We start from the raw sequence: 25,322 nt of genomic DNA, 5'->3' as shown, positions 1-25,322 counted from the left end.
TGTGCCAGGGAGGCGTCTACGACTCTGCCGGTCGCGGGGTGTGCGCGTCACCCGTGAAAGCCCACAAACTTCCATGCGGAATCCTGGTAGGACCGCACGGGACCCCACTGGTCCGGTCCGTGAACAATGGGGTGCCGCGACGGTCCGACGCCCACACCACCGTGAGGAGGAAGGGGCCCGCCCCGGCCCCGAGAACCACCCATGACCTCCACCGAGCACACGCCCCCGCGGCGCCCGGTCGATCCCGCGCGGGTCAGCGCCCTCGACGGCGCCCACCTGTGGCACCCCTACACGACCGTGCCCGCCGCCGAACGGCCGTACGTGGTCACCGACGCCGAGGGCGTGCGCCTCACACTGTGGTCGCAGGAGGGGACCCACGAGGTGGTCGACGGGATGTCCTCGTGGTGGTCGGCGATCCACGGCTACCGCCACCCCCGGTTGGACGCGGCCGCGCGCGACCAGTTGGCGGCGTTCAGCCACGTGATGTTCGGCGGACTCACGCACGCCCCGGCGGCCGAGCTCGGCGAGGCCCTGGTGCGGATCACGCCTGACGCGCTGGACCACGTGTTCCTGGCCGACTCTGGGTCGGTGTCGGTGGAGGTCGCGATGAAGATGTGCCTCCAGTACCACCGCTCGACGGGGGGCTCCGGACGGCGTCGGTTCCTCACCTGGCGCGGCGGCTACCACGGGGACACGTTCCACGCCATGAGCGCCTGCGACCCCGACGGCGGCATGCACGCGCTGTGGGGGGACGTGCTCCCCGGCCAGGTGTTCGCTCCCGCGCCGCCCGCCGGTTTCGACACCGAACCCGACGCCGACTACGTGGCCGGATTCGAGCGGCTCGCGCGCGAGCACGCCGACGAACTCGCCGCGATCATCGTCGAACCCGTGGTCCAGGGCGCGGGCGGGATGCGCTTCCACCACCCGGGGTATCTGCGGGAGCTGCGGCGGATCGCGGACGACCTGGGCCTGCTGCTGGTCTTCGACGAGATCGCGACGGGCTTCGGGCGCACCGGCGAGTTGTTCGCCGCCGACCACGCGGGTGTCACCCCCGACGTCATGTGCCTGGGCAAGGCGCTGACCGGCGGTTACATGACGCTCGCGGCGACGCTGTGCACCGCGCGGGTGGCGCGGGGGATCGCCGGGGGCGAGGTGCCGGTGCTCGCCCACGGCCCCACCTTCATGGGTAACCCCCTGGCCTGCGCGACCGCCCTGGCGTCGGTGGAGATCCTGACCGGCGGTGACTGGAAGGGCGACGTGGCCCGGGTCGAGTCGGGGCTGCGCGAGGGGCTCGCCCCGGCCGAGCGGTTGCCCGGGGTGCGTCAGGTGCGCGTCCTCGGGGCGATCGGCGTGATCGAGCTGGAGGAGCCGGTGCGGATGCGCGAGGCGACGCGGGCGGCGGTGGCGGCCGGGGTGTGGCTGCGGCCGTTCCGCAACCACGTGTACGCCATGCCGCCCTACGTGAGCACGGCCGAGGACGTGGCCGCGATCGCGGCGGGGATGGTCGCCGCGGCCGAAGCCTCGTTGGGGGTGCGATGAGTGTCCTGGTGGTGACCGGTACCGGTACCGAGGTGGGCAAGACCGTCGTCACGGCCGCCGTCGCCGCGCTGGCGCGGGCCCGGGGGCGTGGGGTGGCGGTGGTCAAGCCCGCCCAGACCGGGGTGGGGCCCGGGGAACCCGGCGACGTGGACGAGGTGGCGCGTCTGGCGCCGGGGGTGACCGCGGTGGAGGTGGTGCGCTACCCGGAGCCGCTGGCCCCGGCGACGGCCTCCGTGCGGTGCGGCGCCGAGCCGCTGGACGACCGGCGGGTGGTCGAGGCGGTGCGTGAGCTGGACCGCGACCACGACCTGGTCCTGGTGGAGGGGGCGGGCGGGCTGCTGGTGCGGTTGAACCCGGCCGGGAGGACGCTGGCCGACGTGGCCGCGGCCCTCTCCGCGCCCGTCCTGGTGGTGGCGCGTCCCGACCTGGGCACGCTGAACGCGACGGCGCTGACCGCCGAGGCCCTGCGCACGCGCGGACTGGTCCCGGCCGGGGTGGTGGTGGGTGCCTGGCCGAAGCGGCCCGACCTCGCGATGCGGTGCAACCTCACCGACCTGCCGACCATGGGCGCGGGTGACCTGGTCGGCGTTGTGCCGGAGGGGGTCGGGCGGTCGGCCGCGCCGGAGTTCGCGGAGGTGGCCCGGCGGAGCCTGGCCCCGGCCCTGGGCGGGGCCTGGGAGGCGGGGCGCGTCGGGACCGGCGGATAGGGGCGGACCGGAGCCGGGGCGCGGGACCGGTCCGCCCCTCACCCGCGCGAGTCGGAAGCCTCGGCTCGTCCACAGGAACACATCGCCCCTCGCCCCGGCGCGCCGCACCGGGCTGGGCTCGGTTTCGGGGGAACTTCAGCCCGGTGCCGGGGATCGACGATCCCGCCGACATCGAGCATCCCGCGACCCGCGCGGGTACGCCGGTGCCCTTCGGGAGCTGTGGGAGACGGGAAACGGGTGGCCGTGCCCTCCTGCGGTCCCTACCGTCGGCCGTATGGCTGACGAGTGCTTCGGACATCCGCGGCTCGCCGCGCTCTACGACCCCCTGGACCCCGACCGCGGTGATCTCGACCCCTACCTGCGGATGGCGGAGGAGTTCGGGGCGCGGCGCGTGCTGGACATCGGGTGCGGGACGGGCGTGTTCGCGCTCCTGCTGGCCGGTCGAGGGATCGACGTCGTCGGTGTCGATCCCGCCCGGGCCTCCCTCGACGTCGCCCGGGCCAAGCCGGGCGCAGACCGGGTGCGGTGGGTTCACGGTGACGTGTCGGCGCTCCCGCCGCTGCGGGTCGACCTGGTGACGATGACGGCCAACGTCGCCCAGGCCGTCGTCGACGCCGGGGTGTGGCGGATGACCCTGCGGGCGGCCCACGGCGCGCTGACGCCCGGCGGACGCCTGGTGTTCGAGACGAGGGATCCGGCCAGGCGGGCGTGGGAGGAGTGGACCCGCGAGGCGACCCACCGGGTGACGGAGATCCCCGGGGGCGGAGCCGTCGAGAGTTGGGTCGAGGTGACCGACGCGCGGCCGCCGCTGGTGACGTTCCGCTGGACCCACGTCTTCGCCTCGGACGGTCGGGTGCTGACGTCGGATTCGACGCTTCGCTTCCGCGAACGCGGTGAGGTGGCGGAGAATCTGGCCGCGTGCGGCCTCGCGGTGGAGGACGTCCGCGACGCCCCGGACCGGCCGGGGAGGGAGTTGGTCTTCCTCGCCCGCCGTCCGTGATCGCGTCGGGACCGAGGCCGGGGCGCGTGGGACGTGCCCGGTTCGGGGTCGGTCAGGCCGGGCGGGGCACCGGGGAACGCAGCGTGAAGGCCCGCGCGCCGGGGCCGTGTTCGCGCAGGTGGGCCGCGCGCCGTTCGGCCTCCTCGACCGTCACCTCGGCCGCGCCCTCCGTCTCCCACCACAGCGTGCGCTCCAGGGTCGGGAACGCCCCGGTCGTCGCTCGGAAGGCCAGGATGTCGGGGTGCGCGGCGTGTACGAGGTCACGCAGGTCGGTCGGGGACCGCCACAGGGCCACCGTCCGGCGACGGTTCCCCCCACCGTCGAAGTGGACCTGGCCCAGGTGGCCCGGGGCGCTCCGCGCGCGTTCCCGGAGCGCCCCGACCAGCGCGTCCAGAGCCCGGTGGTCATCGGTGTCCGTGGTCAGGGTGAGTGCCTCCACCAGCACCGGACCGCGGACCGCGTGCGCCGGGGTCGGTTCGGCGACGGGTCGCTGGGCGGGGAGGCGGTGGTGCGGAACGTGCGTGGACCGGTTGTGCTGCTGTGGGACGAGGGACGGCATCGGGACTCCCCGCAATCAAGTGGACTGAAATCAAAAGGTCCATTTTGGCTCTGGTGGTCTGATCGACTCCGATGCCAGTATCGAAGCGGTGCGGCACGGCCGACAGATCCAATGGAGCGGAAAATGGACTCTTCTCGTCAGGCGGCCACGCTCGTGGACCGCCTCGGCACGTGGGCGGCCGGCGGTGGCCCGCTCTACCGGCGGCTCGCGGACGCGTTGCGCGGGCTGGTCACCGAGGGCACGCTCGTGGCCGGGGAGCGGCTCCCCTCCGAGCGGGCGCTCGCCGCCGCCCTGCGGATCAGCCGGACCACGGTGGTCTCCGCCTACGACGCCCTGCGGACGGAGGGCATCCTGGACAGCAGGCAGGGCAGCGGCACCCGGGTCAGCTCCAGCATCGGCCCGGTGCCCTCCGACGGCTGGGCCCCCGGCAGCGTCGCCAACCCGATGTACCAGAACCTCCTCCGGGACACCCCGCGCGTCATCTCCGTCGCGTGCCTGCGCACCCCGGCACTGGAGGTCGTGGAGGAGGCCGTCCGCGAGGTGGTCGCCCGCGACCTCCCCGCGCTCATGGCCGAGGACACCTACCACCCGCGAGGGCTCCCCGTGCTGCGGCGGGCCCTCGCCGACCGCTACACCGACCAGGGCCTGCCGACCACGCCCGACCAGATCGTGGTCACCACCGGAGCCCACCAGGCGGTGGCCCTGGTCGCGCAGCTCTACCTGCGCGAGGGATCACCCGTGGTCGCCGAGGATCCGGGGTTCGCGGGCTGCCTGGACCTCATGCGCGACCGGGGCGCCCGCCTCCTCCCGGTCCGTGTCGACGACCACGGCATCGACCCGATCGGCGTGCGCCGCGCCATCGCCGAGCACTCCCCGCACCTGATCTACGTCATGCCCGCGTACCACAATCCGACGGGCACGCTCATGTCCGCGTCCCGCCGTCGTGAACTGGGGGAGCTGGCCGCGCGGCACGGCGTCCCCGTCCTGGAGGACAGCGCCTACACCGGTATCCGTGCCCCGGACGAGCCCCCGCCGCTCGCCGCGTTCGCCCCGCGCGGGGCCGAGGTCATCACGGTCGACTCGCTCAGCAAGGTCGGGTGGGCGGGGCTCCGGCTGGGCTGGCTGCGGGCCCCTGTGGAGATCGCCAGGCGGCTCAGCCGCCGCAAGGTCCTCGCCGACCTCGGCAGCCCGCTGCTGGAACAGATGGTCGCCGTGCGCCTGCTGCCGCGCTACGACCGGCTCGCCGCCGAACGCTCCGCGCAGCTCGTCCGGGCACTGGAGCACATGGAGGGGATGCTGCGCGCGTCCATGCCCACGTGGCGGTGGCGGCGGCCCACCGGGGGAGCGGCCCTGTGGGTGCGTCTGCCCGGGGTCGACGCCCGCGAGTTCGCCCAGGTCGCCCTCTCCCACGACGTCGAACTCGTCCCCGGCCACATGATGTCGGCCAGCGGTGAGGACCGCTTCTCCGAGTACTTCCGGCTGCCCTTCGCCTACGACGAGGCCACCAGTGAGGAGTTGGTCTGGCGGCTGTCCCGGGCCTGGCGGGAACTCGACCGCCACGGGCCGGTGGTGGACGACCCGGCCCGCCTCGTGGTCTGAGGCACCCGGGAGACGGAGCGGGGGCGGCACTCCCGGCCGGGAGTGCCGCCCCCACCTCACCCGTGCCCGGGCGGCGCCGCGTGCGTCCTAGAACGCGACCTCGCGGGCCTTGGTGAAGCGCTCCTGGACGTCGGCCCAGTTGACGACGTTCCAGAAGGCCTTGACGTAGTCCGCCTTCACGTTCTTGTACTGGAGGTAGAAGGCGTGCTCCCACATGTCCAGCATCAGCAGCGGGGTGGTGCTGTGCGGGATGTTGGCCTGCTGGTCGTACAGCTGCTCGATGATGAGGCGCTGGCCCAGGGGCTCCCAGGCGAGGATCGCCCAGCCCGAGCCCTGGATGCTGTTGGCGGCGGCGCCGAAGTGGGCGCGGAAGGCGTCGAAGGAACCGAACTGGTCGTCGATCGCGGCGCCCAGTTCACCCTCGGGCTTGTCGCCGCCGTTCGGGGACAGGTTCTGCCAGAACACCGAGTGGTTGACGTGCCCGCCCAGGTGGAAGGCGAGGTTCTTCTCCAGCATGGGGATGGTGCCGAAGTTACCGGACTCCCGGGCCTCCGCCATCTGCTCCAGCGCGGTGTTCGCACCGGCCACGTAGGCGGCGTGGTGCTTGGAGTGGTGGAGCTCCATGATCTGGCCCGAGATCCACGGCTCCAGGGCCGTGTAGTCGTAGGACAGCTCGGGCAGCGAGTATGGCGCAGACATCTCTGACGCACCTTTCCAATGACGCGATTCGTCGTGTTCACCAGCGATGGGATCGCTAGGCAGCAAGCTATCAGCCAGGGCGCCGGGGACCCGATGTCGCACTGTTTACACACCGGTTCGGGAATAAGCCGGAGCCCGGCCGGGGGACCGGCGGCCCGTCGTCACCGACCGTGGGTGTCCGGTCGCCGGGGCACTCGTGAGGTGGTGGCTGGTACCCCGGGCGCGTGGCCGCCGTTGGGTTGTTACCCCGAAGACGCGTGGTCGAATCATCACATCTTGGGTTGTTTGTCGGTGAATCCCACGGGCGGCCGCTCATTTTCGGTCCCGAGCCGTGTCACCCGTCCATCGCGGGCGTCACGACGGCGTTGGCCACGTGTCCTCTCCTCATCCACCGCATCGGTGACACGGAACAGACAACGCCGGGTTCGGCCGCGCGTTCGCGAACCCGGCGGCGTGCCCGGACCGGTCGGTGTCTCCCCGTTTCTGCGAGGCCCGCCCCGCCATGTCCGTCTCCGTTTCCAGCGTCCCGTCGTCACCGGCCGAGGGCGTCCCCGCCTCCTTTCCAGGCGACGCTCCGACGGCGGGTTCCGGGGCCGGAATCGAGGGTCCGGGCGCCCTCGCCGCCCCCGCCGACGCCGAGGGCGCCCGGCGGTGGTCGGCGTCCCCGCGCCTCCCGGGAGCCCGTGCGACCTTCGGGGGTTCGAATCTGGTGTGGGGGAGTTTCGGTGATGAGCGGGTGAACAATCAGGGAATTACTGCTACTTCGGGTTTTGATCGCCCTCCAGAAGGGAGCGGGCATTCCGTCGAACCGTTAGTGTCACAAGCGTCATTCACCTTATTTCCTCCTAGGCTGGGAGAGCGCTCGGCACCGGTCGCCAACGCACGGCAGGAGCTCCTGCCGGACCCCCCACACCCCCCAGACCGTGTCAGAAACCCGTGGAGGTCGACACCATGCGCCTACTTCGCCGCCATCCTCTCCCGTTCCTCGTCGCCGCCATGCTCGCGGCGGCGGCCGCGGCCACCCCCGTGGTCCTGGGGACTCTCGGCACGGTCACCCCGGCCGAGGCGGTGCTGCTGGCCGGGACGCTCCTCCTCGGGGGAACGGTCTGCGCCCTCGGCGCCGCGGTCTACCTCCTCCACCGTTCCGTGCGGGCGCTGCCAGCGGCCGTGGCGTCCCACACCCGGACCGTGACCGAGGCGCTGGGCCGCGACCGCCTGGAGACGGTCCGGGCCATGGACGCCGTCCGCGCGCGGGTGGACCGGGTACACGACCACTCCCTGCCCAAGCTCTCCCGGGAGATCCGCCGCGCGGTCACCGTCCAGGGACGGCACGACTACGAGCAGCAGGTCGCCTGGACCGAGTTGCGCGAGACGCTGGACACCGCCGCGTTCATGCCGCCCCTGCGCGGCTGGGCGGCCTCACCGGACGTGCTGCGCGTCCTCGTCCGGCACATCGACCGGCTCCGTCCCGACCTGGTGGTGGAGTTCGGCAGCGGCGCCTCCAGCGTCTGGCTCGGATACGCGCTGCGCCGGGCGGGCGGGGGCCGGCTCGTCGCGATCGAGCACGACGCCCGGTACGCCGAACTCAGCCGCGACCTGGTCACCGCGCACGGACTCGACGACATGATCGAGATCCGCCACGCCCCCCTCACCGAGATCGCGCCGCAGGAGTCCACGGTCGGGGACGAGACCGTCCTGACCGCCGACCGCTGGTACGACGCGTCGGTCCTCGCCGACCTGGAGGGCATCGGTCTGGTCTTCGTCGACGGCCCGCCCCAGGCCACCGGTCGTCAGGCCCGCTACCCGGCCGTGCCGACCGTGCTCCCGCACTGCACCGAGGACGCCGTCATCGTCCTGGACGACGCGGACCGCCCCGACGAACAGGCCATCGGCGACCGATGGCTCGCCGAACACCCCGAACTCCAACGCGTGGAGGAGTACACGGAGAAGGGAGCACACGTGTTCAGCCGCAAGGCCGTCGACCCCGCGGCGAGGTAGATCCGTCGCCACGTGTGCCCGCCGCCCCGCCCACCCCCGACCGTCGCCGTTCGCCGTCCACCCACCCGAGGTCACCGATGATCACCACCGCCGTCCGGAAGGCCCTGCGCACCCGCGGCCGTGAACCCGCCGTGCTGTGCCATGCGGGCGCGCACGAGACCGCGCGCGCCCCGCTCGCCGGACTGCCGTTGAGGGACACCGACCTCCTCGTCGACCTGGACGCGCACCCCCTCGGCGAACCGGTCCGCCAGGGCGACCCGGAACAGGAGGTGGGGCTGGTCGCGATCGTCGCGGCCACCCCGACCGACCTGCACAGGGCGGTCACGGTGAGCACCCACCTGCCGCGCGCCGTGCACGTGATCGTGGCCCTGGTCGCCACGTCCGGGCACCAGGAGCCGCCGATCCCCGCCTCCCCCGGCATGGGGGACTGGCGCGACCTCCAGGAGATGAGGGTCCGCCGGATCGACCGCGGTGGCTGGCTGTGCGAGCTGTTCTTCCCCAACGCGGTCGGGACCGCCCAGGTCGTCGACGCGGTCATGCACGGTACCCGCGGCCGCCGCCGGGGCCCCGCGATCTCCCCGCTGCCCGTACTGAACGGCCCGGAGGGCGCCCTGTGGCGCCCGGGAGACACCAGGACCGGTGGAGTGGGGGTGTCCGGACCCGTCCCACTGCGCCGGGTGACCCCCGTCGCGGACGTGGCACTACGCGTGTCCGACCGACCCGCCGACGCCGCGCCCGGCTGGGAGGACACGACCGTCCCCGTCCTGGACCGCCCCGCCACGGGCAACGACGCGTGGGAGGGCGTCGTCGCGCCGGGCGGCCGCGCCAGGGCCCGTGCGATCAACGCCGCGGGGGCGGCTTCGGAGGACTCCCGGGCCCACGCGATCGCCCCCGTCGACGAGCTCACCGTCAACCCCGTCGGTTTCACCGCTGACGCGAAGGACACGTGGGGCGATCTCACCTCCGCCGCCGGGCGCGCCGTCGTCCGGGAGGGGCGGAAGGACCTCGTGGCGGTCGCACCGGACGGGACGGTCACCGACGTCGACCTGTCCCGCCTGCGGCACCTGCGCGGCGTCCGTGTGGACTGGTCCGGGCACACGGGCCCCACGGCCGCCGTCCGTGCGGTGGCGTCCCTGGCGGCGGGAGGGGTTCCCCTGGTCAGCGGACCCGTTCCGGCGTGGGCCGCCGGACTCGGTCGCCCCCTCACCGACCTCCTCACCGGTGCGCGCGAGGCCGACCTGGCCGACCGGCTCCTGCGTGAGGAGTACAGCGTCCGGCTGCGCCGTGCCGCCCTGCGCACCCACGGCCACCGTGCCCGGTGGAGCGCCCTGGCCGCCGAGGCGGGCGTTCCCCTTCCCCCCAGCCCGACGGTGTCGGTGGTCCTGTGCACGCGGCGTCCGGAGATGGTGGGGTTCGCGCTCGCGCAGATCGCCCGCCAGCGCGGGGTGGACGTGGAGGTCGTGCTCACCTTGCACGGTTTCCCCGCCTCGCTGCCCGAGGTGGCCTCCGCCGTCGCCGACTTCCGGGCCACCGGTGTTCCGCTCGTCGTGCACGAGGCCGTCGCCGACCAGATCTTCGGCACCGTACTCAACGACGCCGTCGCCCGGACCTCCGGGGACCTCGTCTCCAAGTGGGACGACGACGACTGGTACGGCCCCGACCATCTCGCCGACCTCGTCCTCGCCCGCACCTACTCCGGAGCCGAGCTCGTCGGCTGCGGCCAGGACTTCGTCTACCTCCAGGAGGTCGACGTCACGGTCTGGCGCAGCCGTCGGTCCGAGTCGGTCTCCCGGTTCATCGCCGGAGGCACCATCCTCACCGACCGGGCGGTCCTGGAGGAGACCGGGGGCTTCCGGCCGTTGCCCCGCGCCATCGACACCCAGCTCCTCATCGCCGTCATGCGGGGCGGCGGACGCCTCTACCGCGCCCACGGGCTCGGCTACGTGCTCCGCCGCACCGGCGGCGGACACACCTGGTCCGAGGACATGGCCTTCTTCCTGCACAACTACACCAAGCAGTGGTTCGGCTGGCGGCCGAGCAGCCTCCTGGAGGGCGAGCCCTCGCCTCTCGGTCGGTCCGCTGTCAGCGAGCACACGGGGGGACTCCGTTGACCACCATGGACACCGGCCGACAGCCGGACGCCGACGCACCTCACGAGGAAGGGACACCACCGCGCGGAGAGGGGGACTACACCGATCAGCCACGGCTGTGGCGCAATGACTACTCGCCGCTTCGGCCTCCGGTTCTGGGGGAGTGGACGCCGACTCTGTCGGTGAGTGTGGTGATTCCCGCCTACGGGGAGCCGGAGAAGTTGGCGTTGGTGTTGGCGTCCTTGGCGGGGCAGAGTTATCCGGTGCATCTGATGGAGGTGGTGGTGGTCGATGACGGTTCTCCCGAGCCGCTCGTCCTGCCCGAGGTGCGTCCGGAGAACACGCGGTTGGTCAGGTCGGCTTCCGGTGGGTGGGGTTCGGCGCACGCGGTGAACACGGGTGTGGCCGCCTCGTCGGGGCAGGTCGTTCTGCGCCTGGACGCGGACATGGTGGTCTACCGCGAGCACGTGGAGTCGCAGATGCGTTGGCACCACCTCATCGACTACGGGGTGGCGATGGGGCACAAGCTCTTCGTCGACTTCGATCCCGCCGCGATGACCCCCGAACACGTTCTGCGCGAGGTCGGCGAGGGGCGGGCGGGCACGCTGTTCGACCGTGAGGCCGCCGACCCGCACTGGGTGGAACGGATCATCGACGCCAGCGACGGGCTGCGCACCGCCGCCCAGGCCTACCGGGTGTTCACCGGGGCCACCGGGTCACTCCACCGACGTCTGTTCGACGCCGCGGGGGGCATGGACGCGGACATGGTGTTGGGCGGCGACACCGAGGTCGCCTACCGCGTCGCCCAGCAGGGGGCGGTGTTCATCCCGGACCTGGACAGCAGTAGCTGGCATCTGGGCCGCTCCCAGATGCAGACCCGACGCGACGCCGGGATGCGGTACCGGTCCCCGTACGTGGCCAACCGGGTCCCCGACTTCCGCCTGCGCCGCAAACGCCCCGACCGGGTGTGGGAGGCGCCCTACGTGGACGTGGTCCTGGACGTGGGCGGGCGCACGTTGGAGGAGGTCGACACCACCGTCTCCGCCCTGTTGGGCGGTACCACCCCGGACATCCGGGTGTGGCTGGTCGGCCCCTGGGGCGAGCTGGACGAGGGGCGACGCTCACCGCTGGACGAGGAGCGCCTGGACCTGCGGCTGATCCGGGAGACCTTCCGGGGCGACCCCCGGGTTCGACTCGCCGAGGGCGAACCCGACACCGACGCCCGAGCCACCTTCGTCCTGCGCATGCCCGTCGGCTCCACACCCGTGCCGACCGCGCTGGCCGACCTGGTGCAGACCGCGGACCGGCAACAGGCAGGTCTGCTGTGCGCGCCGATGCCCGGGGCGACGAAGGCCGGGGACGGGGTGCTGCGCCTGGAGCGCACCTCAGCCTACGCCCGTGCCCGCCACCTGGCCCCCGGGGCGACCGGCAAGGAGCTGGACCTGCTCGTGGAGGAGGTCCACGGCACCCACTGGACACCGGGCGAGGAGTTCGTCACCGCGGGGGACGACACCACGGAGCCGGCCTCGCCCGCCAAGCTCCGCAAGGAGTTGGACCGCGCCCTGGCCGAAGTCGAACGGTTGCGCGCACGGGCCAGGCGGGCCGAGCGCAAGCTGCGCTGGTTCACCCCGGGGCTCGGACGGAGGATCCTGCGCAGGATCGCCCGCTGACCGCGGCCCCCGCCACCACCGCCGGTGGCGGGGCGGTGCCGCGGCCGTGGCAGCACGTCGGCGGCGGTGGGCTCAGGGCACCCAGAGGCCCAGGGCCTCGGCCACGAGCGCGGGCCGCTCCTTGCCCTCGATCTCCACCGTGTGCGTCATGGTGACGAGCACGCCCTTGGAGTTCTCCTGGACATCGGACAGGACGACACCGTCCCGGATCCGCGAGCCCACCGTGACGGGTTGGAGGAAGCGCACCCGGTTCAGCCCGTAGTTGATCGACATACTCGGTTTCTTCGTCACCGAGACGATCCGCGGGGCGAAGTAGGCGAGCATCGACAGGGACAGGTACCCGTGGGCGATGGTCGCGCCGAACGGGCCCGCCGCGGCGCGCTCGGCGTCGATGTGGATCCACTGGTGGTCACCGGTCGCGTCGGCGAACAGGTTGATGCGGTCCTGGTCGATCTCGATCCACTCGGTGTGGCCCAGGTGCTCGCCCTTGGCGGCGGCCACCTCGTTGATATCGGCGAATACGCGCACGACGCCTCCTGGGTCTGGTCCGGAATCGGGGGCCGGACGGTGCACCCACTCTACCTAACGGTGTTCGGTTATGGGGTGGCGGCGTCCTCCCGACCGGAGCCCTCCGATCGGGAGGGGCGTGGCGTGCGCGCCCCCGACCGCGTGTCGACCGGGAGTTCCCGTGCCCCGTCGGCGTCCACCAGGAACGCACGGGCCGTGCGCGCGGCCACCAGCGACCGGTCCACGCCGTGCCCCAGCCCGCTCTCCGCCAGCGGTACCGGAAGCACGCCGTCGTGCGCCCGAACCGGAGGCACCACCAGGTCACGCCCCCGGGTTCCGGCCGGAGGAGCCTCCACCGGCAGTGTGGCCCCGGTCAGCGACGCCAACGCGACGGTGGCCGCCCGGCCCACACCCGTCATCGCCGACGATCCGCACCAGACCCGCCAACCGGCGTCCACGGCCCGATCCACCGCGCGGCGGGCCGAGGTCAGCCCGCCCAACCGAGACGGGTCCACGTTCGCCGCGCCACCCGCCTCCATCCGGATCGCCGTGCCCAGCGCCTCCACCGAATCCAGTGAGCGGTACAGCGCCACCGGCGTCCGTGCCGTCGCCGCGAAACGGGCGTGGGCGCGCAGGTCGTCCGGGGCGAAGGGGTCCTCGATCGCCAACAGGTCCAGCTCGTCCAGGACACGCAGGGCGTCGAGGTCGGCCGGGCTCTCGGTGTAGCGTCCGCCCGCGTCCACCTGGAGGACCAGGAACGGGAAGGCGGCCCGCACCGCGTGCACCACGTCGGCGTCCCAACCGGGGCCGACGGGCAGTCTGATCCGGCGGAACCCCGCACCCACCTGGCGGTTCACCTCGGTGACCAACGACTCCACCGTCGCCTGCTGCGGCAGCGTCACGCCCGCGGTCAACGCGGTGCGCTCGCCGCCCAGGGCGTGTGCCAGCGGGGTTTCCCGCTGGTGGCTCCACAGGTCCCAACAGGCGGTGTCCAGTGCGCCGACCACCGCCGGGTCCCACGGCAGATCGGCCCAGGCGTCGGCGACCTCGGTCGGGCGTCTCCAGTCGTGGGCGAGCAGTGCCGGGGCGAAGGCCGAGACCAGCCCCTCCCACTGCGCGGGGGTCGCGGACGGGACCTCACCCCAGCCGCTGACCCCGTCGCCGTCGGCCACGCGCACCAACACCGGCCCGCTGGCGCCACGTCCTCCGGACGGGGCACGCAGCCGGACCAGTTCGACTTCGACGATCCTGGTCACGGTCGCCGATCCGGTGTGTGCCACGCTCTCCCACCTCGGTGTCTTCCGGCCTCCCGCTGGTCCTCGGCCCTGTCACGGCCGGAAACGGGCTGTCGATTCGACGGTACCCGCGGCCGACCGGACCGACCACCCCGTACGGTGCGGCGAAGACCACCCGGACGCCCTGGTCGGAGCCCGGAGCACGCGAAGGGGCCGACCGCTCCGACGTCGTCGGTCGCGGTCGGCCCCCGGGTCCGGATCAACCCCGTGGCGGCACCGGGGTCAGTCCTGGGCGAGGATCTCGTCCAGCTCGCGGTGCTTGAGCCCGTGCGCCTCGGCCACCGGCGCGTACACGACCTCGCCGTCGAAGGTGTTCAGGCCACCGGCGAGCGCGGCGTCGTCGCGCAGGGCCTGGCGCCAGCCCTTGTCCGCCAGCGCCACCGTGTAGCGCAGGGTGTCCTTGGTGAGCGCGTGCGTGGAGGTGTTCGGCACCGCGCCAGGCATGTTGGCCACGCAGTAGAACACGGTGTCGTGCACGGTGAAGGTCGGGTCGGCGTGCGTGGTGGGACGCGAGTCCTCGAAGCACCCGCCCTGGTCGATCGCGATGTCGACCAGGACCGCGCCCGGACGCATGCGCGAGACCAACTCGTTGGAGATGAGCTTGGGGGCCTTGGCGCCGGGCACCAGCACGGCGCCGATGACCATGTCCGACTCCAGGACCGACTGCTCCAGCTCGAAGGCGTTGGACACGACGGTCTTGACCTGGCCCCGGTACAGCTCGTCGACGTGCCGCAGCTTGTTGACGTTCAGGTCCAGGACGGTCACGTCCGCGCCCATACCCACGGCGATCTGGGTCGCGTTCAGACCGGACACACCCGCGCCGATGACGGTGACACGCGCCGGGCGCACGCCCGGGACGCCGCCCATGAGCACGCCGCGCCCGCCGTTGGGGCGCTGGAGCGTCACGGAGCCGACCTGCGGGGCCAGGCGGCCCGCGACCTCGGACATCGGGGCCAGCAGCGGCAGCGACCCGTCCGGCAGCTGCACGGTCTCGTAGGCGATACCGGTGACCTTGCGGTCCAGGAGGGCGTCGGTGCACTCGCGGGACGCGGCCAGGTGCAGGTACGTGAAGAGGGTCTGGCCCTCACGCATGCGGTGGTACTCGGCCGGGATCGGCTCCTTGACCTTCAGGATCAGGTCGCCGTAACCCCACACCTCGTCGGCGGTGTCCAGGATGACGGCACCGGCGGCCTGGTACTCCTCGTTGGTGATGGAGGAGCCCACACCGGCGTCGCGCTCCACGGCCACCTCGTGGCCGCGGCGGACCAGCTCGTGGACTCCTGCGGGGGTGATGGCCACCCGGTACTCGTGGTTCTTGATCTCACGGGGTACGCCGATGCGCACGGTTCCTCCAACTGGTATCTCCGTTGATATCCCCACTGTGACCTGGGGAGGTGCCTCTCCGCTATCGGCAACATGCATGCCTGTCAGCGACCTTGTTGACATCATGTAATGCCGGAGTGTGGGGTGGGACACGGGAGTGCGCGCAGGAGGGCACACTCAGGCCCTCGGAGCGGTCACATCGGTGATCCTGTGTCCCCCGATCCACACCGGTCCCACCGCACCGGTCAGCTCCCGGCCCGCGTACGGTCCGGGGTCGCTCGCGGGAACGGGCACGCGCCGGGTGCTGTCGAAGCCGACCAGGTCGGCGTCGAAACCCACCGCGATCCGCCCCTTCCCGGCCAGCCCCAACAGGTCGGCCGGGGCGCCCGCCGTCCACCGGGCCAGCTCGGCCAGCCCCCGCCCCCGCCTGGCCGCGGCCGTCCACAGCGCCGACAGGCTCCACTCCAGCGTGTACAGGCCGTGGGCCGGAAGGTGCCCGGACCCCACGGTGGTGATCTGCGAACGGTCCCCGGCCAACAGCGCGCTCCACAGCGCCTTGCGGTTGGCCTCCGACCGCAGCGGCGGACGGCACACGTGCGCGATCGGCTCGGCCCCCGGCGTCTGTGCCGACAGGCACAGGTAGTGCGGACAGGTCTGCGCGGTCAGGCCGACGCCGATCGAGCCCGCCGCCGCCAGGAGCGCGGCGCACTCGGCGGCCGTGAAGGGGGTGACGTGCGTGCGCGCCCCGGTCACCCGCGCCGCCGCGATGACCCGTTCCATTCCGCGCCGTTCCGCCCGGGGCGGGCGCTGCTCCGCCGACACCGGGGGCGTCCCCAGCTCCTCGACGTCCTCGGCGTGTACGAACAGCACCGCGTCCAGGGTCGCCAACTCCGCCATCGCCTTGCGCAGTTGGGCGTCGTCCAGGGCGGCCAGATCCGGTGCGCCGCCGTCCGACAGCGAACCGTGGAAGGCCACCGCGCCGGCGGCGCGCAGGTCGGCGAGGTCGAGCGGACCACTGCCCAGCGTCACCCCACCCAGGAAGTAGACATCGACACCGGCCCCCGCGGCCGCGCGCTGGTGCACCTGGAGGGAGTCCGCGCAGGTCACAGGGGGGCGTGCCGGGGCGGGTGCGGCGACCACACTGGTCACTCCGCCGCGCAGGGCGGCCGCGCCCACCGACCGGTAGCACTCGGCCAGGTCGCGGCCGGGTTCGTGGACCCCGGTGCCCAGGTCGACCGCCCCCGGCAACAGGGCGATCCCTCCCAGGTCCGTGACCTCCCGCGCGGGCATCGGCGCGTCGTAGTCGTCCACGGCCTCGATCCGGCCCTCCCGGATGCCCACGCTGCGCGGGCCCACCCCCTCGGGCGCGACCACGCACCTGGACCGGACCACACTGTCGAACTCGGTCATGCTCGTCCCTTCGAGCGCTCGCGACGAGAGGGTGTGCTGTGCGTCGCGTGCACGACGCGACAGGAGGGAGAGGTGGGAGTCCGGCGGCGGAGGGACGCCGTTCCGCCGGAGATGCCGAGCGTATCGCGGCGGGGCCCGCCAGAAGGCGAGAACACGGATTCCCGTCCGGGGACTCGGCCCCGCACACGCGCACGAACGGAGAAGGACCTCACGCCACCCCGGGGCGACGTCGGGTAGTCAACGGTTTAACCTGGAACGCGGTGTTCCCCGTGCGAACCCCGCGAGACCGATCTCGGACAGCCGCGCGGCGGCCGCCACGGCCCAGAGCGCTGACCAGTCCATCCACCAGACCTCGACGACGGAGTGGCGCGTGGCTCCTCCCGCACAGCAGACGACCCCGGCCAAGGGGGCCTCGGACGCCCCCGGGACCTCGTTCATAGCCCTTCTCGCCGCACCCGCGGCGATCCTGTGCGTCACCGCACTGTGCCTCACGCTCGTCCTGGGCGGGGCCGCCTTCCCCGAGCTCATCCCGGGGCTGCCGGACGCGGGTCAGGGCGTGCGCTGGGGACTGCCGATGGCCAAGCTGGTCCTGGACGCCTCCGGTGTCCTGACCATCGGCCTGCTACTGCTCGCGACGGTCCTGCTCCCCTCCGACCAGGGGCGGCTGTCCGAGCAGGCCCGGTTCTACGTGCACGGCGCCACCTGGGCCGCGCTGGCGTGGGCCGTCGCCGCCGTGTTCACCATGTACTTCCAGGCATCGGAGTTCCTGGCGCGCTCCTTCGGCCAGGTCAGCGTGGACGAGGTCACCGCGTACGCGGGCTCGGTCTCCGGCGGCGTCGCCCTGATGTTCGTCATCCTCATCACCACGGGCATCGCGCTGTTCGGCCGCACGGTCACCTCTGCCACGGGCGGCCTCTGGCTGTTCGTCGCCGCCCTCGTGGCGGTGACCCCCCCGGGCCTGACCGGCCACTCCGCCTCCTCCGGGTCGCACGAGCTGGCCGTCACGGCGCTGGCCATGCACGTCGTCGCGATCTCCGCGTGGGTGGGCGGCCTGGCCGCCGTCACCTACCACGCGATGCGCAAGGACGGACAGGACCCGGTGGTGGCCGTGGCCCGGTTCAGCCGTCTGGCGCTGTGGCTGTACATCGGCGTGGCGATCAGCGGTGTCGGCAGCGCGCTGGCCCGGCTCTACTCGGTCGGCGACCTCTTCCTGACCGAGTACGGCCTCATCATGGTCGTCAAGTTCGCGCTGTTCGGCGTCCTCGGACTGCTCGGCTACCTGCACCGCCGGTACGCGCTCCGCAAGATCCACGGTGCGCCCGACGGGCCCGAGGGGGCCTCCTTCCAGCGGTGGATGTTCCTGCTGCTGGCGGGGGTCGAGGTCCTCATCATGGCGGCCGTCGTCGGGATCTCCGTCGGTCTGGGGCGGACCGCGCCCCCGCCGCCCCTGGAGAGCGAGGTGGACCCGGCCGCGGCGATCCTCGGCTTCCCCGTGCCGCCGCCCATGGACGTGTGGAACGTGCTCACGCTGTGGCGCCCGGACCTGTTCTTCATCATGCTGGTCGTCGTCGCGGGCGGCCTGTACGCGGCGGCCGTGGTCCGGCTGCGGCGCCGCGGAGACACGTGGCCGATCGGCCGCGCGGTCTTCTTCGCGCTGGGGCTGCTCACCATCGTCGCCACGCAGCTGAGCGGCTTCGCCACCTACGCGATGGTGCTGTTCTCCGCGCACATGATCCAGCACATGATGCTGGCCATGCTCGCCCCGATCCTCCTGGTCCTGGGCGCGCCGGTCACCCTCGCGCTGCGCGCGCTCAAACCGGCCCGACGGAGGGGTGACCGGGGGCCGCGCGAGTGGCTGACGCTGTTCCTCAACAGCCGGTTCTCCAAGGTGGTGACACACCCGGCGTTCGCCGCCCCGATGTTCGTGCTCAGCCCGTACGCGCTCTACTTCACCCCGCTGTTCGGCGCGCTGATGCTCGACCACCTCGGGCACCTGTTCATGAGCGTCCACTTCCTGCTCAGCGGTTTCCTCTTCTACTGGATCATCGCGGGCGTGGACCCGGCACCCCGGAAGGTGCCCTACCTCCTGCGGTTCCTGCTGTTGCTGCTGGTGATGGGCTTCCACGCCTTCTTCGGCATCGCGATCATGGAGCAGGCCCAGCCCGTCGCGCCGGAGTTCTACGACCAGATCGAGGTCCCGTGGCTGGAGAGCCGGGCCGAGGACCAGTACATGGGCGGCGGCGTGGCCTGGGCGCTCGGTGAGATCCCGACCCTGCTGGTGACGATCGCCATGGTCAGGCAGTGGTTCCAGGACGACGAGAAACAGGAGCGGCGGCGGCAGCGGCACAGCGCGCGCGGTGACTCCGACGACGCCGATATGGACGCCTACAACGCCTACCTCGCCGAGCTCGACCGCCGTTCGCGGGGGGTGGCGGCCCAGCCGGAGGGCGCCTCCGCCGACCACGCGGACGGCGCGCCGGACGCCCGGAACTGACCGGGGCCGTCCGGAACACTCTGGTACGGCCCGGACAGCCGGAGAGGAGGCCCTTCCTCCGCCCGCCGGGGACACGGACGGGGGCGCGCCCGCGCGGGCACGCCCCCGGCACCGGTGCGGGGAACGGTCAGACGGTCAGCGCCGCCACCCCCGCCCCCAGCAGCCCCAGCGCGACACAGATCACCACCGCCACCGCGACGACCGGCAGCGACGGACGCAGGGCCGCGAGGGCGCCGGCGCCGTTCGCCGCCCGACGCCGCGCAGCCAGGGGCAGCAGGACGATGTTCACGGCGCACACCACCGCGGCCACGCAGGCGGCCGTGGCGAACGCCGCCCAGAACCCGGCACCGCCGGAGAGCGCACTGGCCGCGGCGAGCGTCGGCAGCAGCACCAGCAGGACGACCGAGGCGACACCGAAGCCGGTGCGCACCTTGGGTGAGGTCGCGTTCCCGCTTCCGGCGACCACGAGGAGAAGACCGATGAGGGCCGCCGTGATGACGGCGCCCCCGATTCCGAACACGGCGATGTTGACCAGCGAATTCACGCTGGTCATTCTCGCACCGGAACGCTGGTGGCCCGACCCGGGGTCAGCCGACGTGCTCCACGCGCGAACCGGACGCGCCCTTGATCACCCGCAACCGGGTGCCGACCCGTTGCCGCAGGTCGGCGACGTGACTGACCACACCCACCGCGCGGCCCCCGTCACGCAGCCGGTCGAGCACGTCCAGGACCTCCTCCAGGGTGTCCTCGTCCAGCGTTCCGAAACCCTCGTCCACGAACAGCGTGTCGATGTCGGTGCCGCCCGCCTCGGCGCTCGCCACGTCCCCGAGCCCCAACGCGAGCGCCAGCGAGCTGAAGAAGGTCTCACCCCCCGACAGCGTGGCGGGGTCCCGTTCCACCCCCGTCCAGGCGTCCACCACCCGCATGCCCAGGCCGCCCGCCGAACGCGAACGCCCGTCGCCCGCCGCCTTGTCCACGGTGTACCGGAGCTCGTACCGGCCGTCCGACATCGTCCGCAGCCGGTCGTTGGCGGCCGCCACCACCTGTTCCAGCCGCGAGGCCAGCACGTAGGCGGACAGGCGGACACTGTCGGCGTTGTCGGCCGAGGTCCCGGCGGCCAGGGCGCGCATGCCCTCGGCCACGGTGTAGCGGCGCAGCACCGGTGCACACCCCTCCAACGCCCGGGCGAGCTCCTCGCGCAGGGCGGCGAGCCGCCGGGCCCTCTCCTCCAGCGTGCTCCGCCAGGCCACCGCGTGGTCCGCGGCGGCCGCGGCGCGGTCGGCGGCGTCGGCCAGCGACTCCAGGTCGGGTACGGGCTCGGCCCCGGCGGCGACCAGGTCGGGGTCGGCCAGCGCCGCCTCCGCGGCCGCCCGGTCGTCGTCGAAGGCGCGGGCGCGATCGCGCAGCTCCCGGCGGCGCCGATCGTCGAGCGCCGCCTCCCACACCTGGGCCTCGGAGTCGAAGCCGGCCTCGGCGCGCTGCCGTTCGGCCTCGGCCACGGCCATGCGCAGCTCCTCGGCGGCCCGGTCACGGTCCTGGACGGCGTCGGCGGCGGCGCGGAGCAGGTCCGCCTCCTCGGTCAGCCGGGAGATCCGCTGGCCGATCCCGGGATCGTCGCCCCGCGCCCCGTCCAACAGCTCCGTCAGCCGGGTGTGCTCGGCGGCGGCGTTGGCGCGGTCGGTCTCGATCCTGGCCTCCGACCGGGTCAGCTCGCCCTCCTCGGCACGGGCCCGGTCGAGGTCGGCGGTGAGCTGTTCCAGCGTCTCCTCCAACCGTCGCCTCTCGGCCGCGGCGGCACGCGCCTCCTCCAGGGCGCGGGTGTGGGCGGCCACCTCCTCCCGGGCGGAGGCGGGAGCGCGCCCCTCGGCGCGCTCCAGGGCGGCGGACCGGCGTTCGCTCAGCGCCGTGGCGTGGGCGCGGGCCTCCGACCGGCGGGCGTCCGCCGCCCCCGCCGCGGCCTGGGCGGCCTTCTCCTCCTCGGCCGAGACCAGGCCCTCCTCGGCGGGCCGCGCGGGCGCGGGGTGGTCGGGCGACCCGCAGACCGCGCACGGCTCCCCCTCGGCGAGCTTGCCCGCCAGTTCGGCGGCCATGTGGGTGATCCGCCGTTCCCGCAGGCGGAGCGCGCGGTCGTGCGCCTCCTGCGCGGCGTCGACGGCGGCGCGGTGGCGATCCTCGGCCGCGGCGAGCTCCCGGCCCAGGCGCTCGTACTGGTCGGCGGCCTCCAGACGCCGTTCCGCCGCGGCCAACGCCGTCCGGGCCGCCTCGACCCGGCCCGCCTGGTCGCGGATCTGGCGCAGTTCGCCGGCCGCCTTCTCGACCTGGGGCGGTAGCGACACGAGCCGCTCGCGGACGCGCCCGATCTCGGCCCGGACCCCGCCGAGGCGATCGGTGAGCCGGGCGACCTGGTCTCCCAGGGAGTCGCGGCGTTCGGCGTCGCCCCGCAGCAGCTCCAGGCGGGCGAGTTCGTCGCGGCGCTCGCGTTCGGCGTCCGCCAGGACGGTCAGCGGACGTTCGGCCGTGTCCCCGGCGGCGGCCACGTCCTCCACCCCGGGGAGAGCGCAGACCAGGGACGAGCGCTCGGCGACGGTGAGTTCGGCCTTGTCGAGCTCGGTACGGCGGTGGTCGCGGGCACGCAGGAGGGGCAGTACCGTCTCGGCGCGCTCGGCGGCGGCCAGCCGTGCGTCGATCCCCGCCCGCTCCTCGGCGCCCCGGGCGAGCTCGTCCCGGCGCCGCCGGGCGAGGGCGAGCCGGTCCTGCCGTGCCCTGGTCTGGCGGCCCGCGGTCAGCGCCGCCTGGGCGGCGTCGCGCGACTCCGTGGCCGCCGCGGCCACGAGCGCGGCGTCCCGGGCGGTCCCGGCCGTGACGGCCGCGAGCTCGGCCGCCCACGCCGACAGCTCCTCGGGCAGCTCGGGCGGGGTCGACCGACCCGCCTCACCGATGCGTCCGGCCACGGCGCGCACGCGTTCGTTGGCCGACTCCACCTCCAGCCGCAGACGGTGGGCGTGCCCCTTGAACCACTCCTCCACGTCCCGGAAGACACGGGTGTTGAAGATGCGCTCCAGGGACTCGCGGCGTTCCTCGGCCCTGGCCCGCAGGAAGCGCGCGAAGTTCCCCTGGGGCAGCAGGGCGACCTGGCAGAACTGGTCCAGGGTCAGCCCCAGGAGGTCGCCGACGAACTGCCCGGCCTCGTCCGGGCGGGTGGTCACGCCCTCCCAGCGCCCGTCGACGAGTTCGGTCACCACGACCTTGGCGTTCTCCGTCCGGGTGCCCGAACCGCGTTTCTTGGGGCGCTCCCAACGTGGACGGCGTTCGATCCGGACGCGTCTGCCGCGGATGGTGCACTCCAGGGTGACCTCGGGGACGCGGTCGGGCGGCGCGTGGTCGCTCTTGGGCGAGCGGTCCTCGCGCCGGGCCCCGGGAACCCTTCCGTACAGCGCGAAGCAGACCGCGTCCAGGACGGAGGTCTTGCCCGCGCCGGTGGGGCCGTGGATGAGGAAGAGACCGCCCGCGCTGAGGCGGTCGAAGTCGACGCGCACGGTGTCGGCGAAGGGGCCGAACGCCCGGACGGTGAGTGTGTGCAGCCGCATCAGCGCATCCCCTCCTGGATCCGGACCTGCTCGACCGCCGCGTGCACGAGCGCGGCCTCCTCCGCGGTGACGGGGGTACCGCGGGCCCACTCGACGAAGTCGGCGACGACCTCGTGCTCGCCCCGGTCGGCGACGGGAGCGGCGACCGGGCGGTTCTCGGGCGTGGCGCCCTCGGGGGCGAACTCCAGCAGCAGGGTGTGCGGGAAGCGTTCACGCAGCCGGTCCATGGGGTGGGCGGGGCGGCGCGCGTCGGTGAGGGTGATCTGGAGCCAGTGCCCGGTGTGGGACTCCCATTCGGGCTTGGTCAGCAGGTCCTCGATACGCCCCCGGATCCGGGCGAGCGGACGGGGGACGGGGGCGGCGACGAACTCGGCGCCGACCAGGCCGTCGGCGTCCAGGTCCACCAGCCAGCAGCCCTTGACGTGCCGTTCCTCGGAGAAGGAGTAGGCGAGCGGGCTGCCCGAGTAGCGCACGGAGGGTGTGATGGTCTGGCGGCCGTGCAGGTGGCCGAGGGCGACGTAGTCGACGCCGTCGTAGATCGACGCGGGGACGTGGGCGGCGCCGCCCACGGCGATGTCGCGTTCGCTGTCGGAGGGTTCGCCGCCGGTGACGAAGGCGTGCGAGAGGACGACCGACCGGGTGCCCGGCCGCTGCGCGAGGTCGGCGCGGACGAGGTCCATGGCGTGCCCGATCGCCGCGGGGTGGCCGCGTTCGGGCAGGTCCCAGTGGTGTCGGGCGATCTCCGGTTCCAGGTAGGGGATGCCGTAGAAGGCGACGGGACCGTGGTCGTCGTCGATCACCACGGGGGTCCCGACACCGTCCAGGGAGCTGCGCAGGTGGATGCCGGAGGCGTCGATGAGGTCCGTGGCGAAGGACATCCGGGCCATGGAGTCGTGGTTGCCGCTGATGAGGACCGCGCGGGCCCCGGTGGCGCGGATCCGGCTCAGCGCCCGGTCGAACAGACGGACGGCGTCCACCGGGGGGAGCGCGCGGTCGTAGAGGTCGCCGGCGACCACGACGACGTCGACGCGGCGGGTCTGGACGGTGTCGACGAGGTGGTCGAGGAAGGCCGCCTGGGCGTCGATGAGGTTCTCCCGGTGGAAGGAGCGGCCCAGGTGCCAGTCCGATGTGTGCAGCAGGCGCATGGCACTGGACGATACCGAAGGTCGCGGTGGTTCGCCGGGGAGCCCGGGCGGCCTGTGGACACCCCGCCGGGTCGGCGCGGTCAGTGCTTCCTGGCGAGGGTGAGTCCGTCGCCGACGGGCAGCAGGACCTGGGTGACGCGGTCGTCGGCCATGAGGTGGTCGTTGAAGTCGCGGATTCCCTGGACGGTCTCGCTGGTGTCGTCGGGGTCGACGACGCGGCCGTGGAAGAGCGTGTTGTCGGCCAGGAGGAGGGCGCCGGGCCGCATGCGCGGGACGAGCTCCTCCCAGTAGCCGATGTAGCCGGGCTTGTCCGCGTCGACGAAGGCCAGGTCGAACCGCGGCTCCTCGGGAAGGGCGCGCAGGGTCTCCAGCGCCGGGCCGAGCGCGAGGGTGATCCGGTCGGCGACCCCGGCCCGCTCCCAGTAGCGGCGGGCGACGGACGTCCACTCCTCGCTGATGTCGCAGGCCAGGAGGGTTCCGTCGGCGGGAAGCGCGCGGGCCAGGCACAGGGAGGAGTAGCCGGTGAAGGTCCCGACCTCCACGATGTCGCGGGCGCCGATCGCCTGGGCGAGGAGGGTCATGAACGCGCCCTGCTCGGGGCCGATCTGCATGCCCTTGACCTCGGGGAAGCGGCGTTCGGTCTCCTCGGCCAGGTCGGTGAGCACGTCGTCGGCCGGGGCGCTGTGGGCGGCCAGGTAGGAGTGCAGTTCCGGGCTGATGGTCTCCGTGGTTCGAGTCACGGGGCCACCCTAGCCCGCTCCGGACGACCGGTGGGCCCGACCGCGCGCCCGTGGACGCGTGCGACGCGCGGTCAGTAGGCGGGGAGCAGCTCCGGCCAGTCGAAGAGGTAGATCGAGTAGACGATCACCCCCGTGGTCAGCAGCGGAGTGACGACCTTCTGCTCCACGGGGCCGTTGGTGACGAACCCCTGGTTCTGGCCGATCCGTTTCTTGGTGAACGGCCAGAAGAGCGGTACGCCCATCCTGGTGATCATGTCGCCGAAGAAGTGCAGCACGCACCCGAAGGCCACCGCCAGCCCCAGCCATGTGTAGTTCACACCCGACGCGAACAGCGCGAGGGTGATCGCCGCCGTGCCCAGGGCGTTGATGACGCCGGACGCCGCCCGGTTCTTGTCCAGGCCGAAACCCAGACCCTGGAGGGCGATGCCGACCAGCAGGAACACGAACACCTGCACCGCAAGCTCCGACCACAGGGCCAGCAGCTGGACCAGGACGCCCATGAGGGCCGCGAAGAGGAACGAGTGCGTGCCCATCCGGTGGCCCCCGAACGCCCACGCCAGGATCCCGCTCATGGACTCGGTGACCTTTCCGTAGGTCTTGGTCACCGTGGCGCTCTTGTGGTCCAGGTCGGGCAGCAGGGCCGCCCCCGCGCACACCAGGGAGCCCGCGATGATCTCGCCCGGGCCCAGGTCGAAGCCGAGTCCGAGGAATTCCCTGCCCTGGACGAGCGGAACGACCGCCATCCAACCGACCACGCCGCTCAAGGCGTGTGAGTGCCCCATCATGGCGGGAACCGTAGCGGAGTAGAGCATTCCCCGCGAATCGCGGGGGTGTTCCGGGCCGCCGCATCCGGCACACGGGCCCCCTCGAACCCACGGATGACGTCACCGCCGTACCGATCGCGTTCCGTTATCCACACCTTGCCCCGAAGGTGATTGACGCTCGTCACCGCGGATTGGT

Annotated in this window: 19 protein-coding genes; 8 read left to right on the top strand and 11 right to left on the bottom strand. The window is 73.1% G+C overall.

The features are described 5' to 3' along the window. The first annotated feature begins 201 nt into the window (after nt 1-201). The 3 genes from DVR05_RS22375 to DVR05_RS22365 all read left to right on the top strand — a co-directional run bounded on the left by DVR05_RS22375 (nt 202) and on the right by DVR05_RS22365 (nt 3,246). Entirely contained in the window at nt 202-1,539 is a 1,338-nt protein-coding gene (locus DVR05_RS22375) for an adenosylmethionine--8-amino-7-oxononanoate transaminase (RefSeq protein WP_116247881.1), read from the top strand. Beyond that, entirely contained in the window at nt 1,536-2,246 is a 711-nt protein-coding gene (gene bioD / locus DVR05_RS22370) for a dethiobiotin synthase (RefSeq protein ID WP_116247880.1), read from the top strand. The genes DVR05_RS22375 and bioD overlap by 4 nt, the downstream gene beginning before the upstream one ends. Nucleotides 2,247-2,520: 274 nt before the next feature. Continuing rightward, a complete protein-coding gene (locus DVR05_RS22365; RefSeq protein ID WP_116247879.1) occupies nt 2,521-3,246 on the top strand; it encodes a bifunctional 2-polyprenyl-6-hydroxyphenol methylase/3-demethylubiquinol 3-O-methyltransferase UbiG in 726 nt (241 codons plus the stop codon). A 52-nt stretch (nt 3,247-3,298) separates the two neighbouring features. On the opposite strand, the gene DVR05_RS22360 is transcribed toward DVR05_RS22365, so the two are convergent. After that, entirely contained in the window at nt 3,299-3,805 is a 507-nt protein-coding gene (locus DVR05_RS22360) for a DUF3291 domain-containing protein (protein ID WP_198659295.1), read from the bottom strand. A gap of 123 nt (nt 3,806-3,928) precedes the next feature. Between DVR05_RS22360 and DVR05_RS22355 the strand changes: the two genes are divergently transcribed. Then, nucleotides 3,929-5,404 carry a PLP-dependent aminotransferase family protein gene (locus DVR05_RS22355; protein ID WP_116247878.1) on the top strand — a complete coding sequence of 492 codons (1,476 nt, stop codon included), beginning with the start codon at nt 3,929-3,931 and terminating at the stop codon, nt 5,402-5,404. A gap of 87 nt (nt 5,405-5,491) precedes the next feature. Here the strand turns inward: DVR05_RS22355 and DVR05_RS22350 are convergent, their stop codons facing one another. Then, complete coding sequence (locus tag DVR05_RS22350) at nt 5,492-6,103, bottom strand: superoxide dismutase (protein ID WP_017598778.1); 612 nt, start codon at nt 6,101-6,103, stop codon at nt 5,492-5,494. A gap of 951 nt (nt 6,104-7,054) precedes the next feature. Here DVR05_RS22350 and DVR05_RS22345 point away from each other — a divergent pair. From DVR05_RS22345 to DVR05_RS22335, 3 genes are all read left to right on the top strand, one after another. Continuing rightward, the gene (locus DVR05_RS22345; protein WP_116247914.1) at nt 7,055-8,101 is read left to right on the top strand and encodes an O-methyltransferase; all 1,047 of its coding nucleotides are present in this window, start codon (nt 7,055-7,057) and stop codon (nt 8,099-8,101) included. A 77-nt stretch (nt 8,102-8,178) separates the two neighbouring features. After that, nucleotides 8,179-10,212 (top strand): glycosyltransferase family 2 protein, encoded by a 2,034-nt coding sequence (locus tag DVR05_RS22340; RefSeq protein ID WP_116247877.1) that lies wholly within the window; start codon nt 8,179-8,181, stop codon nt 10,210-10,212. A 5-nt stretch (nt 10,213-10,217) separates the two neighbouring features. Further along, nucleotides 10,218-11,861, top strand: coding sequence for a glycosyltransferase family 2 protein (locus tag DVR05_RS22335; protein WP_116247913.1), 1,644 nt, complete (start codon nt 10,218-10,220; stop codon nt 11,859-11,861). Nucleotides 11,862-11,933: 72 nt separating this feature from the next. On the opposite strand, the gene DVR05_RS22330 is transcribed toward DVR05_RS22335, so the two are convergent. The 4 genes from DVR05_RS22330 to DVR05_RS22315 all read right to left on the bottom strand — a co-directional run bounded on the left by DVR05_RS22330 (nt 11,934) and on the right by DVR05_RS22315 (nt 16,396). After that, entirely contained in the window at nt 11,934-12,389 is a 456-nt protein-coding gene (locus DVR05_RS22330) for a MaoC family dehydratase (protein WP_116247876.1), read from the bottom strand. A 68-nt stretch (nt 12,390-12,457) separates the two neighbouring features. Further along, nucleotides 12,458-13,648 (bottom strand): enolase C-terminal domain-like protein, encoded by a 1,191-nt coding sequence (locus tag DVR05_RS22325; protein WP_116247875.1) that lies wholly within the window; start codon nt 13,646-13,648, stop codon nt 12,458-12,460. Nucleotides 13,649-13,885: 237 nt separating this feature from the next. Beyond that, on the bottom strand, nt 13,886-15,007 hold the full coding sequence (ald, locus tag DVR05_RS22320; protein WP_116247874.1) for an alanine dehydrogenase: 1,122 nt from the start codon (nt 15,005-15,007) through the stop codon (nt 13,886-13,888). A 156-nt stretch (nt 15,008-15,163) separates the two neighbouring features. Beyond that, on the bottom strand, nt 15,164-16,396 hold the full coding sequence (locus tag DVR05_RS22315) for a dihydroorotase family protein (RefSeq protein WP_116247873.1): 1,233 nt from the start codon (nt 16,394-16,396) through the stop codon (nt 15,164-15,166). Between the two features lie 370 nt (nt 16,397-16,766). Between DVR05_RS22315 and DVR05_RS22310 the strand changes: the two genes are divergently transcribed. After that, a complete protein-coding gene (locus DVR05_RS22310; protein WP_116247872.1) occupies nt 16,767-18,890 on the top strand; it encodes a cytochrome c oxidase assembly protein in 2,124 nt (707 codons plus the stop codon). A 127-nt stretch (nt 18,891-19,017) separates the two neighbouring features. On the opposite strand, the gene DVR05_RS22305 is transcribed toward DVR05_RS22310, so the two are convergent. From DVR05_RS22305 to DVR05_RS22285, 5 genes are all read right to left on the bottom strand, one after another. Further along, nucleotides 19,018-19,443 carry a hypothetical protein gene (locus tag DVR05_RS22305; protein ID WP_116247871.1) on the bottom strand — a complete coding sequence of 142 codons (426 nt, stop codon included), beginning with the start codon at nt 19,441-19,443 and terminating at the stop codon, nt 19,018-19,020. Between the two features lie 34 nt (nt 19,444-19,477). Next, on the bottom strand, nt 19,478-22,477 hold the full coding sequence (locus DVR05_RS22300; RefSeq protein ID WP_116247870.1) for an AAA family ATPase: 3,000 nt from the start codon (nt 22,475-22,477) through the stop codon (nt 19,478-19,480). After that, the gene (locus tag DVR05_RS22295; protein WP_116247869.1) at nt 22,477-23,622 is read right to left on the bottom strand and encodes an exonuclease SbcCD subunit D; all 1,146 of its coding nucleotides are present in this window, start codon (nt 23,620-23,622) and stop codon (nt 22,477-22,479) included. The genes DVR05_RS22300 and DVR05_RS22295 overlap by 1 nt, the downstream gene beginning before the upstream one ends. A gap of 80 nt (nt 23,623-23,702) precedes the next feature. Next, nucleotides 23,703-24,362 (bottom strand): O-methyltransferase, encoded by a 660-nt coding sequence (locus DVR05_RS22290; RefSeq protein ID WP_116247868.1) that lies wholly within the window; start codon nt 24,360-24,362, stop codon nt 23,703-23,705. 71 nt (nt 24,363-24,433) lie between these two features. Then, the gene (locus tag DVR05_RS22285) at nt 24,434-25,147 is read right to left on the bottom strand and encodes a metal-dependent hydrolase (RefSeq protein ID WP_116247867.1); all 714 of its coding nucleotides are present in this window, start codon (nt 25,145-25,147) and stop codon (nt 24,434-24,436) included. Nucleotides 25,148-25,322 lie beyond the last annotated feature (175 nt).

The sequence above is a fragment of the Nocardiopsis sp. FIRDI 009 genome (genome assembly GCF_003386285.1).
Classification (GTDB): Bacteria; Actinomycetota; Actinomycetes; order Streptosporangiales; family Streptosporangiaceae; genus Nocardiopsis.
Note: the sequence above shows the minus strand (reverse complement) of the source record. Positions and strands in the feature narration are given on the sequence as shown.

Excerpts from the sequence above, each read along its gene's own strand:
- DVR05_RS22340 (WP_116247877.1), top strand. The coding sequence starts at position 8,179 with ATGATCACCACCGCCGTCCGGAAGGCCCTGCGCACCCGCGGCCGTGAA.
- DVR05_RS22305 (WP_116247871.1), bottom strand. The coding sequence starts at position 19,443 with ATGACCAGCGTGAATTCGCTGGTCAACATCGCCGTGTTCGGAATCGGG.
- DVR05_RS22345 (WP_116247914.1), top strand. The coding sequence starts at position 7,055 with ATGCGCCTACTTCGCCGCCATCCTCTCCCGTTCCTCGTCGCCGCCATG.
- bioD (WP_116247880.1), top strand. The coding sequence starts at position 1,536 with ATGAGTGTCCTGGTGGTGACCGGTACCGGTACCGAGGTGGGCAAGACC.
- DVR05_RS22360 (WP_198659295.1), bottom strand. The coding sequence starts at position 3,805 with ATGCCGTCCCTCGTCCCACAGCAGCACAACCGGTCCACGCACGTTCCG.
- DVR05_RS22300 (WP_116247870.1), bottom strand. The coding sequence starts at position 22,477 with ATGCGGCTGCACACACTCACCGTCCGGGCGTTCGGCCCCTTCGCCGAC.
- DVR05_RS22350 (WP_017598778.1), bottom strand. The coding sequence starts at position 6,103 with ATGTCTGCGCCATACTCGCTGCCCGAGCTGTCCTACGACTACACGGCC.
- DVR05_RS22375 (WP_116247881.1), top strand. The coding sequence starts at position 202 with ATGACCTCCACCGAGCACACGCCCCCGCGGCGCCCGGTCGATCCCGCG.
- DVR05_RS22315 (WP_116247873.1), bottom strand. The coding sequence starts at position 16,396 with ATGACCGAGTTCGACAGTGTGGTCCGGTCCAGGTGCGTGGTCGCGCCC.
- DVR05_RS22285 (WP_116247867.1), bottom strand. The coding sequence starts at position 25,147 with ATGATGGGGCACTCACACGCCTTGAGCGGCGTGGTCGGTTGGATGGCG.
- DVR05_RS22335 (WP_116247913.1), top strand. The coding sequence starts at position 10,218 with ATGGACACCGGCCGACAGCCGGACGCCGACGCACCTCACGAGGAAGGG.
- DVR05_RS22365 (WP_116247879.1), top strand. The coding sequence starts at position 2,521 with ATGGCTGACGAGTGCTTCGGACATCCGCGGCTCGCCGCGCTCTACGAC.
- DVR05_RS22295 (WP_116247869.1), bottom strand. The coding sequence starts at position 23,622 with ATGCGCCTGCTGCACACATCGGACTGGCACCTGGGCCGCTCCTTCCAC.
- DVR05_RS22355 (WP_116247878.1), top strand. The coding sequence starts at position 3,929 with ATGGACTCTTCTCGTCAGGCGGCCACGCTCGTGGACCGCCTCGGCACG.